At 74.2% G+C, this 11,137-nt stretch carries 10 protein-coding genes and 1 pseudogene; 2 read left to right on the forward strand and 9 right to left on the reverse strand.

Annotated features, from left to right (window positions below; all coding sequences use genetic code 11):
- The first annotated feature begins 188 nt into the window (after positions 1 to 188).
- Complete coding sequence (locus tag FK498_RS06885) at positions 189 to 1,016, forward strand: exodeoxyribonuclease III (RefSeq protein WP_141852910.1); 828 nt, start codon at positions 189 to 191, stop codon at positions 1,014 to 1,016.
- A gap of 129 nt (positions 1,017 to 1,145) precedes the next feature.
- Here FK498_RS06885 and FK498_RS06890 read toward each other — a convergent pair whose 3' ends face one another.
- From FK498_RS06890 to FK498_RS06930, 9 genes are all read right to left on the reverse strand, one after another.
- The gene (locus FK498_RS06890) at positions 1,146 to 2,513 is read right to left on the reverse strand and encodes a dihydroorotase (protein WP_237560862.1); all 1,368 of its coding nucleotides are present in this window, start codon (positions 2,511 to 2,513) and stop codon (positions 1,146 to 1,148) included.
- A gap of 54 nt (positions 2,514 to 2,567) precedes the next feature.
- Positions 2,568 to 3,050, reverse strand: a complete 483-nt coding sequence (gene rraA, locus FK498_RS06895; protein WP_141852913.1) for a ribonuclease E activity regulator RraA — start codon at positions 3,048 to 3,050, stop codon at positions 2,568 to 2,570.
- Positions 3,047 to 4,015, reverse strand: a complete 969-nt coding sequence (locus FK498_RS06900; RefSeq protein WP_141852916.1) for a tripartite tricarboxylate transporter substrate binding protein — start codon at positions 4,013 to 4,015, stop codon at positions 3,047 to 3,049. The genes rraA and FK498_RS06900 overlap by 4 nt, the downstream gene beginning before the upstream one ends.
- A gap of 71 nt (positions 4,016 to 4,086) precedes the next feature.
- Positions 4,087 to 5,181, reverse strand: a complete 1,095-nt coding sequence (locus FK498_RS06905; RefSeq protein WP_141852918.1) for an isocitrate/isopropylmalate dehydrogenase family protein — start codon at positions 5,179 to 5,181, stop codon at positions 4,087 to 4,089.
- Between the two features lie 88 nt (positions 5,182 to 5,269).
- Entirely contained in the window at positions 5,270 to 6,169 is a 900-nt protein-coding gene (locus FK498_RS06910) for a GntR family transcriptional regulator (protein WP_161988340.1), read from the reverse strand.
- 13 nt (positions 6,170 to 6,182) lie between these two features.
- Positions 6,183 to 7,949, reverse strand: a complete 1,767-nt coding sequence (gene asnB, locus FK498_RS06915; protein WP_141852922.1) for an asparagine synthase (glutamine-hydrolyzing) — start codon at positions 7,947 to 7,949, stop codon at positions 6,183 to 6,185.
- Entirely contained in the window at positions 7,949 to 8,977 is a 1,029-nt protein-coding gene (locus FK498_RS06920) for a glycosyltransferase (protein WP_237560863.1), read from the reverse strand. Before FK498_RS06920 ends, asnB begins: the two co-directional genes overlap by 1 nt.
- Complete coding sequence (locus FK498_RS06925) at positions 8,974 to 9,753, reverse strand: glycosyltransferase family 2 protein (RefSeq protein ID WP_141852924.1); 780 nt, start codon at positions 9,751 to 9,753, stop codon at positions 8,974 to 8,976. Before FK498_RS06925 ends, FK498_RS06920 begins: the two co-directional genes overlap by 4 nt.
- Positions 9,750 to 10,721 carry a glycosyltransferase family 9 protein gene (locus FK498_RS06930; RefSeq protein WP_141852933.1) on the reverse strand — a complete coding sequence of 324 codons (972 nt, stop codon included), beginning with the start codon at positions 10,719 to 10,721 and terminating at the stop codon, positions 9,750 to 9,752. The genes FK498_RS06925 and FK498_RS06930 overlap by 4 nt, the downstream gene beginning before the upstream one ends.
- A 67-nt stretch (positions 10,722 to 10,788) precedes the next feature.
- On the opposite strand from FK498_RS06930, the pseudogene FK498_RS06935 reads away from it, so the two are divergent.
- Positions 10,789 to 11,137, forward strand: a pseudogene (locus FK498_RS06935) (folate-binding protein); the annotation flags it as partial.

An 11,137-nucleotide genomic window follows, 5' to 3' on the forward strand; every position in this document is an offset into this window, starting at 1 on the left:
TTCAACGATCTACGAGGCCTGTCCTGCGATCGGAGCCAAACCGGGCGGCGGCGAACCCACAGGGTTTTCCACAGGCCGGGGCGGTGCGCCGCCGATCGCAGGGGAGGCGCGCAGAGGCCGGGCACCTCATTCGGTCCGGACGCGCTAGACTGCCGCGGCGATTCCGCCGTCCCGATCCCCGCACCGACATGGCCCGACGTCCCAAGCGCCTGCGTCTCGTCACCTGGAACATCAACTCCGTCCGTCTCCGGCTTGCCCGTCTTGCCGATCTGGCGGTGGCGCTCGAGCCCGACGTCATCTGCCTGCAGGAGACCAAGGTGACCGACGCCGAGTTTCCGCTGCGCGAGGTGCGCGCGACCGGCTACCGCCACATCGTGATCCGGGGAGAGAAGGGCTACAACGGCGTGGCGATCCTCTCGAAGATCCCGCTCGCCCGGATCGAGGATGTTCCCGACTGGTGCGGCAAGGGCGATTGCCGCCACATCGCGGTCGATCTCGACATCCCCGGGGCGCCGGTGCGGCTGCACAACTTCTACGTCCCGGCGGGCGGCGACATCCCCGACCCGGAGGCGAATCCGAAGTTCCGCCACAAGCTCGACTTCGTGGCCGAAGCGACCGCGTGGTTCGCCAACGGCGCCGCCGGAGGCGGCCGGCAGGTCATCGCCGGCGACCTGAACATCGCGCCGCTGCCCGACGATGTCTGGAGCCATCGCCAGCTGCTCGACGTGGTGTCGCACACGCCGGTGGAGACCGACCTGCTCGGCAAGTGGCAGGCCACGGCCGGGGGCTGGATCGACGCGATGCGCCACTTCGTGCCGCCGCCGCAGAAGCTCTATTCCTGGTGGTCGTACCGCAACCGCGACTGGCGGCTCTCCGATCGCGGCCGCCGGCTCGACCACATCTGGGTCACCCCGGACATGCTCGGCACGCTGAAGGCGGGGCAGATCCTGAAGGACGCGCGCGACTGGCCGCTCGCCTCCGATCACGTGCCGGTCTGCGTCGAGATGCTGGTGTGATCCTCATACCAGCCCGCCGAAGGTTTGACCTTCGGCGGGCTGGTACGGGGTCATGTTCGCGCGCGGCCGCCCCACCAGCCCCGCGCGCGATACCCTCCGCACAAAGGTCGAGCCTTTGTGCGGAGGGTATCAGGCATCGGCGGCGCGCATCAGCGTATCGCCGAAGCGCACGAGCTCGCCCGCGGGTTCGCCGATCAGCTCGTCCTCGCGCATGATCAGGCGTCCGCGCAGCACGGTCATCACCGGCCAGCCGGTCACCGCCATGCCGTCGAACGGCGTCCAGCCGCAGGGCGAGGCGATCCAGTCATGGGTGATGGTGCGTCTGCGCTTCATGTCCACGAGCGTGAAGTCGGCGTCGTAGCCGGCGGCGAGCCGCCCCTTCCCCACCACGCCGTAGACGCGCGCGGGGCCGGCGCACATCAGGTCGGCGAGGCGGGAGAGGCTGAGCCGCCCGGCGCTGACGTGATCGAGCATCACCGGGACGATGGTCTGCACGCCCGTGAGCCCCGCCGGGCACCGCGGCCAGGGCAGGCGCTTGAGATCGGCCGGATGCGGTGCATGGTCCGAAGCCACCACGTCCACCGTGCCGTCGCGCACCGCCGCCCAGCACGCCTCGTAGTGGCGGCGGTCGCGGATCGGCGGGTTCATGACGCCGAAGCCCTTGAGCCGCTCGTAGACCTCGGGCGCCCACTGCGTCAGGTGGTTCACCAGCACCTCGACGGTGGCGGCATCGCGGAAGTCGCGCAGATAGGAGAGCTCCTCCGCGGTCGAGACGTGCAGGATGTGCGCCCGCCGCCCGGTCTTGCGCGCAAGCGCCATCAGCCGCCGCGTGCCGAGGAACGCCGTTTCGACGTCGCGCCACTCCATGTGGCGGATGTGCGGATCACCTTCCCTGAACAGCGGCGCGCGCGCCTGGAGCCGGTACTCGTCCTCGCTGTGGTAGGCGATGCGGCGGAAGCCGTTGCGCATCACGGCCTCCAGCGAGGCGTCGTCCTCCACCAGGAGGTCGCCGGTCGAGGAGCCGGCGAACACCTTGATGGCGCACACGCCGGGTTCGACCTCCAGCCCGGCAAGCGCCGCGACGTTCGATTTCGTCGCGCCGACATAGAGCCCCATGTCGACGAAGGCGCGGCCGCGGAGGTGCGCGCGCTTCCAGGCGAGACGCCCGGCATCGGTGATCGCGGGCTTCGTGTTCGGCATGTCGAACACCGCGACCAGACCGCCGAGCGCGGCCGCCCTCGTGCCGGTGGCGATGGTCTCCACCTGGTCGGCGCCGGGTTCGCGCAGGTGCACATGCGCGTCGATCAGTCCGGGCAGGACATGCAGGCCGCGCGCGTCGAGGACGGTGTCCGCCTCGGCCGATCCCGCCACGCCGAAGGCGGCGATGCGGCCCTGGCGGACGCCGATATCGGTCGCCTCCTCGCCCCAGGGCAGCACGGCGATGCCGCCGCGGATGATCAGGTCGTAGTGCGCTGCCGCCATCGGTCCCGCCGCCATCCGTTCCTCTCTGGCGGCAGGGGACCAGCGACCGCGGCCGCTGGCAAGGGAGGCTCAGTCGAGCCGCCGCGCCGCGACCACGACCCCGTCGGCATCGGCATAGAGCCAGTCGCCCGGCGCGATCACCGCCCCGCCGAGCTCCACCGGGACGTCGCGTTCGCCCGGCGTGCCCTTGGCGCTCGGCCGCGGACACGGGCCGAGGGCCTTCAGGCCGAGCGGGATGCCGCGCAGGCTGGCGACATCCCGCACCGCCCCGTTCACCACGATGCCGGACCAGCCCAGGCGCGCGGCCTCGGCCGCCAGCCGATCGCCGATCAGCGCGCGGTCGAGCAGGCCGGCCGCGTCCACCACCAGCACCGCGCCGCGGCCCGGCTCCGCCAGCGCGGCGCGCACCGGCGTGTTGTCGCCGCGGCAGCGGACCGTGCGCACCGGGCCGCGGAAGGCGATGCGGCCGCCGAAGTCGCAGAGCGGCAGGGCGCACAGGCGGAGCGCGGCGGCATGGGCGTCATACAGGCCCGCCGTCGTCCAGCCCGTCATTCCACCCTCAGGCCGATGCGCCTGACGAGCCCGCCCCAGCGCTCCTGTTCGGCGGCGATCAGCGCGCGCCAGGCCTCGGGCGGGCGCGGATCCGGCCGCGCCCCCTCGGCGGCGAGGCGTTCGGCGATCTCCGGCGCGCGCAGCGCCGCGTTGATCTGGTCGTTCAGTCGCGCAACGATCGCGGCGGGCACGTCGCGCGGCGCGACGACGCCGTGGGACTGCAGCGCGTCGAAGCCGGCGAGCCCCTGCTCCTGCATGGTCGGCACGTCCGGCAGCAGGGCGAGGCGTTCGGCCGAGGTGACGCCGAGCGGGATCGCCTGCCGGTTGCGGATCAGCGGCAGCGCCGCCGGCGTGCCGGTCATGGCGAGGGGAATGACGCCGGCGATCAGATCGGTCATCACCGGCCCCGATCCGCGATAGGGCACATGCGTCATGGTGATGCCGGCCGCCTCCATGAACGCGACCATGCCGATATGCGTGTTGCTGCCGGGGCCGGCGCTGCCGTAGTCGATCGCGCCGGGCGAGGCCTTCGCCTTGGCGATCAGCTCGGCGACATTGGCCACGCCGAGGCCCGGATGGGCGAGCAGCACCATCGGCACCCGCGCCACCAGGGCGACGAAGGCGAAGTCGCGCATCGGATCGTAGCCGAGACGCGGCTGCAGGAAGGGGCTCACCGCCATGGTGCCGGTATGCGCCCAGAGCAGCGTATGCCCGTCCGGTGTGGCACGGGCGACGAGCTCGGTGGCGATCACGCCGCCGGCGCCGGCGCGGTTCTCGACCACCATGCTCTGGCCGAGGCTCTGGGACAGCGTCTGCGCGAGCACCCGGGCGACGATGTCGGAGGCGCCGCCGGGCGCGAACGGCACGATCAGGCTGATCGGCCGGGCAGGCCACGCCTGGGCGCGCGCCGCGAACGGCAGGGCCAGCAGCGCCGTGGCGAGCACGGCGCGACGATCGAGGTGCATGACACGGTCTCCCTTGGACGTCTGTTGCGTCTGTCGTTGCGGCGCATGCGCCGAGAAGCACGCCCGGCCGGTCAGCCGGTGCGCGATCCTTCCGTTTCGGCCGAGGCGAGGCCGGCGGCGACGAGCTCGGCGAAGGCGGCGGTGCCGAGCGTGCCGCCCGGCAGGTCGCGCGTGCGCCGCGTCGGCACCGCGAGCGCGGCATCCACCGCCGCCTCGATCGCGGAAGCGGCCTGACGCAGGTCGGGGCGCCCCCTGTGCACGCCGAGCCAGTCGAGCATCATCGCCGCGGAGAGGATCAGCGAGGTCGGGTTGGCGATTCCCTTGCCGGCGATGTCGGGCGCCGAGCCGTGCTGCGCCTGCGCCACCGCCATCCGCTCGTTGGCGTTGATCGCGCCGCCGAGGCCGAGGCTGCCCGAGAGTTCGGCCGCCTCGTCGGAGAGGATGTCGCCGAACATGTTGGTGGTGACGATCACGTCGAAGCGCGCCGCGTCGCGCACCAGCAGGGCCGCGACGGCGTCGACGATCAGCTCCTCCAGCGCGACGTCCGGATAGTCGCCGGCCACCTTGCGCACCGCGCGCAGGAACAGACCATCGGACACCCTGAGCACGTTCGCCTTGTGCACGGCGGTGACGCGCCGGCGTCGGCCGCGCGCCAGCTCGAAGGCGACGCGCGCGATGCGCAGGCAGGCGGCCTCCGTGACCTTGCGCACCGCGAGCGCGATCTCGGGTGTGGGCATGAACTCGCCCGGACCCTGGTGCATCGACCGGTCGGCATAGAACCCCTCGGTCGCCTCCCGCACGATCACGAGATCCATCGGCGTGCGGCCCCAGTGCGGCAGGCCCGGCCGGGTGCGGGCGGGGCGGATGTTGGCGTAGAGATCCGCCTTCACGCGGAACTCGGCGGACTGGTTGATGCCGCCCTGATCGCGCGGCGGATAGTCGAGATGCGAGACCGGACCGAGGATCGTGCCGTCGGCGGCGAGCGCACGGGCGAAGGTCTCGGGCGGCAGGGTCGTCCCCTCGGTCGCCAGCGTGGCGAAGCCGATCGGCCGCTCCTCGAAGGCGAGACCGAGGCCGAACCGGGCGTCGGCCGCGCGCAGCACCGTCAGCGTCGCGGCGGTGATCTCGGGCCCGATCCCGTCGCCGGGCAGCACGACGATGTCCATGCGTCCTCCTCCTCGTCGGCCGCATCGGAGCACCGAAGATTGTATTTTGCAATACAAAATACGAAGCTGGCCTGGCTGCGCCCCTCGGTCAGCGGCGGCGCGGCGCGAGGGCGTCCCGCAGGGCTGCGGAGCCGAGCTTGGTCGCGCGCACGCCGTCGAGATGGCGTTTCAGCGCCGCCGCCGCCCGCGCCATGTCGCCCCGCTCGACGAGATCGAGAAGGGCGAGATGCTCCCGCCCCTGGGCGACGAGCCGCTGCGCGTCGGCGAAGGTGCGGTACTCGACCAGCCGACGCAGCCGGTTCACCCGCCGGATCGCGTCGCTGAAGAACGGATTGCCGCCGAAATCCACCAGCGTCTCGTGGAAGCCGGCATTGATGCGGAAGAGCTCGGCGAGCGGCAGGGAGCCGATGCCGCCGGCGAGCAGCATCTCCTGCTCCGCGCGCAGCCGCGCGAGCTCGGCGGGATCGGCGCGGAACCCGGGCAGCAGCAGCGCCGCCGGCTCGATCGTGGCACGGAACAGATAGCCCGCCTCGTAGGCGGCGACGGTGTCGAGCAGCGGCAGGAACCGCCAGCCATGGCCGGGGAGGCGTTCCGCCCAGCCCTCCTGCGCCATGCGGGCGAGCAGCATCACCACCCGGCTGCGGTTCAGCCCATAGCGGCGCATCAGCGCCGCCTCGCTGATCCGTTCCGGCAGCGCGCCGGCGAGGCGATCCTCGGCGATGCGCACATAGTCGGCGTCGTCGTCGATGCGCGCGGCGGGTGCCTGCGGCAGCGCGGGGCCGGCCCAGCGGAGATAGCAGCCGCGATTGGGGCGATGCTCGACCACGCCGCGCGCCCGCAGGATCGCGAGCGCCGCCCGCACCGGCGACCGCGAGACCCGGAACCGTTCGGCGAGCGCCTGTTCGCGCAGCGGCGCGCCTTCCGGCAGCGCCGCCTCGCGCGCATGCGCAAGGATCGCCTCGGCCAGCCGCTCCGGCAGAGTGCCCATGCGCGACTCCCTCTCAGCCGCCTGCCGCCAGGGTGTCGAACACGTCGCCCGCGGGCGCAAGCCCGCGCACATGGGCGCGGTGCCAGAGCGCGTAGAACAGCAGCGTCCAGGCGGCGAAGCCCTCGTGCTTGCCGGGCTTGCGGTAGAGAGCCGCCACGGCGTCGGGTGGGCAGAGCTCCGCCACCGCCGGGTCGGCCGCGACCAGCCGCCCGAGCCGGTCGCCCCGGCGCGCGATCCAGGCGCCGACCGGGACCGTGAAGCCCTGCTTGCGGGCGAAGGGGCGCGCCTCGGGCAAGTGGCGGTCGAGCCAGGCGCGCAGCACCCACTTGCCGAGGCCGCCGCGCACCTTCAGCGCATCGGGCAGGCGGAACACGGCGGCGGCGACCGCCGGGTCCAGGAACGGCGTGCGGCCCTCCACGCCATGCGCCATCAGGCAGCGGTCGAGCTTGGCCAGGAGGTCGTTCGGCAGCCAGTCCACCATGTCAGTGGCCTGCGCGACCATCAGCCGCGTCCGCCCGGGCGAGGCGGCGGCCGCAGCCGCCGCCTCCATGCCGTCGCGCCACGCGGAGGTCGCGTGCCGGCGCAGCCCGAGCCGTTCGAGGATGCCGCGCGCGCGCATCACCCTGCCGCCGCGCCACCACGGCCGCATGGCGGCGCGGTAGCGGCCGTAGCCGCCGAAGATCTCGTCGCCGCCCTCGCCCGCCAGCACCACCTTCACGTCCTGCCGCGCGCGGCGGGCGAGCAGCCAGGTCGGCACGATCGCGTAGTCGGCGGCGGGATCGTCCATGCAGGCGGCGATCGCCGGCAGATGCGCCCAGAAATCGGCTTCCGTGACGGTGATCTCCTCATGCGCGGCCCCAGCCGCGCGGGCCGCCGCGCGGGCCGAGGCACGCTCGTCGGCAGCGGAGGGATCGTCGAAGCCGGCCGTGAAGGCGAGCACCGGACGGTCGTTGAGCCGCCGCATCAGGGCGAGCAGTGCGGCGCTGTCGACGCCGCCTGACAGGAACAGCCCGTACGGCACGTCGCTCCTCTGATGCAGGTCCACGCTCTCGGTCAGCGCGGCGTCCAGCCGGGCGAGTGCGGCCGCGTCGTCGATCGCCTCCGGCCCGCCCTCGGGCAGGGCGGCGCGGCGGCGGCGCTCGACGATCCGCCCCTCCTCGATCGCCACCGTCTCGCCCGGCAGCAGGCGGCGGATGCCCGGGAAGATCGTCTCCGCGCCGGTGGTGAACTGGAGTTCGACCAGCTCGTCGCGCGCGCGCGGATCGATGCCGCGCGCAACGAGCCCGGCCTCGAGCAGGGCGCGCGGCTCGGAGGCGAAGGCGAGACCGTGCTTCGTCTCGGCGATGTAGAGCGGCTTGATGCCGAAGGGGTCGCGCGAGAGCACCACGCGGCGCGCCGCGCGGTCGTGGATCGCGATCGCCCACATGCCGCGCAGCTTCTCGGCGAAGCCGAGCCCCTCGCGGCGATAGAGATGCAGCGCCGGTTCGCAGTCGCTGCCGGTGGCGAAGGCGACGTCGGCCAGCAGGTCGCGCTTCAGCTCGCGATAGGAATAGATCTCCCCGTTGGCGATCAGGGCCGCCCCGCCCGGCTCGAACAGCGGCTGGTCGCCGCCCGCGACGTCGATGATGGCGAGGCGGCGATGCACCAGCGCCGCACCCGCCGCCACGGTCTGCCCGCCGCCGTCCGGGCCGCGATGCGCGAGCGCGGCGTCGAGACGGGCGAGCACCTCGGCCGGCGCGGTCTCGCCGTGCCTCAGCGCGATGCCGGCGATGCCGCACATCAGCGGCCGACCTCGGCGAGGAAGGCGCGCCAGCGCGCGAGCACCGGCGCCTCCGCGTGATCGCGCAGGAAGACCGCACGCCCGGCCTCGGCGAGCGCACGCGCGCGCAGCCCCTCGTCGCGCAGCGCGGCGATCGCGTCGGCGAGCGCGCGCGGATCATCGACCGGCACGAGCAGCCCGGTCACGCCGTGCTCGATCAGTTCCGACGGCCCCACCGCGGCGCACGCCACCACCGGCCGCGCGGCCGACCACGCCTCCAGCACCACGTTGCCGAGCGGCTCGTGGCGCGAGGGGCAGACGAACAGGTCGCAGGCGGCGAGCAGCGCGGCCTGGTCGTCGCGCCAGCCGAGGAAGCGGATGCGCTCCGCCACCCCGAGCCGCTCGGCGAGCGCCGCGAGCGCCCCGCGCTCCCCGCCCTCGCCCGCGATCGCGACGACCACGTCGGGCAGATGCGCGGCCGCCTCGATCAGCACATCGAAGCCCTTGTTCGGATGCAGCCGCCCCATGCCCAGCACGAGGAACGCATCCGCCGGCACGTCGAGCGCGGCGCGGTCGGCCGGTGCGGCGCCGGCAAGGTCGGGGGCGAAGTTCGGCAGGTGATGCACCCGCGCGCGCGGCCAGCCCTGGTGCGCGATCCACGCGACGATGCCGCGCGTGTTGCCGACCAGGTGGTCGAAGCCGGCGTAGTAGCGGAGATCGTAGTAGCCGCCGAGCCGGCCCACCCGCACCCAGGGGCCGGGCGGGGTGAAGCGGGCGGCGCGGTTCATCCACGCCATCGCCACGCGGGGGGCGAAGCGGGCGAGCGCGCGGGCGAGGCGCGGGCGGGTCAGCAGATCGAGGGGGCCACCGAAGCCGAGCTGGACGGGATCGAGCCCGGCGCGGCGCAGTGCGGCCGCGCGCTCCGCGTCGCGCCGGATCACCGCCAGCACCTCCTCGCCCGCCCCGGCGAGCGCCGCGCAGAGCCGGACGAAGAACGTCTCGGCCCCGCCATGAGGCGCGCCCGCCATGATCATCGCCGCGCGCGTCACGAGGCGTCCGGCCGGTGTCGCTCCGGCTCGAGCCGCGCCTTCAGATGCGCGAGCAGCGGGTAGAGCCCGGCGCAGAGCGCGATCAGCAGGCCCCACCCCCCCTCGCGGTACCCCTTGCGCGCGACGTAGCACTTGACGGTGCGGGAGACGAGGCGGCGCAGGTTGCCCGCGAGCGTGCCGATCTCGCCCGCGGCCAGCAGGTCCGCCGCCCTGGCCGAGCTGTAGCGGTCGAGCCGGCGCAGCAGGTCGGAGATGTCGCGATCGACATGGTGCCGGATCGCGTGGGTCAGGCGCGGGCCCTGCGTGCCGGTCCAGCGCAGCGACGGATGCACGCGCTGCATGCCCCAGCGCTTCGCGCCGCGGCGCGACAGCCGCGGCACCGCCGAGGTACCGAAGGAGCCGCCCCAGCCGTACCGCACCAGCCGGTCGCCGATGTAGTTGTCCACCGGGATCTCATGCCAGGCATGCGGCGAGGTCGCGATCACGCCGCGGATCTCGGCCGCCAGCGCCTCCGGGATGCGCTCGTCCGCGTCCACCTCCAGCACCCAGTCGCCGGTGCAGGCGTCGAGCCCGGCATTGCGCCGCGCGCCCTCGAGCTCCCAGGCCCCCTCGACCACGCGCGCCCCGGCGGCCTGCGCGATCTCGCCCGACCGGTCGGTCGTGCGGTCGAGCACGACGACGAGCTCGTCGGCGAAGCGCAGCGTGGCGAGGCACGCGGCGAGCCGCGCCTCCTCGTTGCGCGCGACCACCAGGGCGGAGAGGCGCGGCGCGGTCACTGTGCCGCCGCCGGGGCGAGGCGCGCGAGCAGGGCCGAGGCGGCCGCCACCGCGTCCTCGACCGGCAGCGAGCCCATCAGGCTGCCGGTGGTGCGGTGGTCGTAGTCCGGTGCGGCGATCAGCTCGGCCATCGGCACGCGGGTGCGCGCGACCGCCGTGTGCGGGCCCCAAGGCGCGTATTCCTCGGCCGGGGAGGGACCGAACAGACCGACGGTGGGCGTCCCGGCGGCGGCGGCGAGATGCATCAGGCCGGAATCGTTGCCGACATAGAGCGCGCAGCGCTTGAGCGCCGCCGCCACCTCGGTGAGCGTCAGCCGGCCGACGAGGTCGATCGTGCGCCCGCGCGGCAGGGCGGCGAGCACGGGGGCGGCCATCGCCGCCTCCGCCCCGCCCGGTCCCGCGAACACGGCGACACGCGCGCCGGGCAGCGCCCCGTCGGCGCCGGCGAGCCGGTCGAACAGCGCGACGAACCGCTCCGGCGCCCAGACCTTGCCGCGCCAGTTCGCGGTCGGCCCGAGCCCGATCACCGGGGGCCCCGGCGGCAGCAGGGCGGCCGCGCGCGCGTGATCCGCCGCCGCCGTCCAGACGACCGGCGGCGGCGGCGGATCGAGACCCAGCACCGCGCCGAGCTGCGCGAGGCGATGTCCCGGCCTCCGCCCGCCCCGCATCACCGCGCGGGCCCGCGCGCGCAGGAGCCACGCCAGCGCCGAGCCGCGCAGATCCACCACGAGATCCCAGCGCGTGCCGATCGCACGCGACCAGAGCGACCACCAGTGGCCGCGCCAGTCGCGCTTTTCCATCGGGATGACCCGATCGAGCCCCGGCAGGCGCGCGAACAGCCCGGCCGCGGCCGGGCCGCAGGCGACCGTGACGCGCGCGCCGGGATGGGTGCGGATCAGGTGGTCGAGCAGGCCGGTCGACAGCACCGCATCCCCGATCCGGGTGGCGGTGACGAACAGGATGCGCATGGCGGGCGCCGTGTAGCACAGGGCATGGGGCATTGCGCGAGGCCCCGGGCTTGCCCATCTGCGGCGCATGCCGATCGCCGTGCTGCCCGACCGGGCCGTGATCGCCGTCGCCGGCCCGGATGCCGCGCCATTCCTGCAAGGCCTCGTGTCGAACGACGTCACGCTGGCCGCGCAGGGGCCGGTCTGGGCGGCACTGCTGACGCCGCAGGGCAAGTGGCTGGCCGACTTCTTCGTCTTCCGCGACGGCGACCGCCTGCTGCTCGACGGCGAGCGCGGCCAGGCGGCGTTCCTGGTGCAGCACCTCGCGCGGTACCGCCTGCGCGCCAAGGTGGCCATCGCGGAGGAGGCGGGGCTCGACGTCGTCGCGGCCTGGGACGCGCCGCCGCCCGCCGGGCTCGGCGGGCGCGACCCGCGGC

It is taken from the genome of Elioraea sp. Yellowstone (assembly GCF_006704265.1).
Lineage (GTDB): Bacteria > Pseudomonadota > Alphaproteobacteria > Acetobacterales > Acetobacteraceae > Elioraea.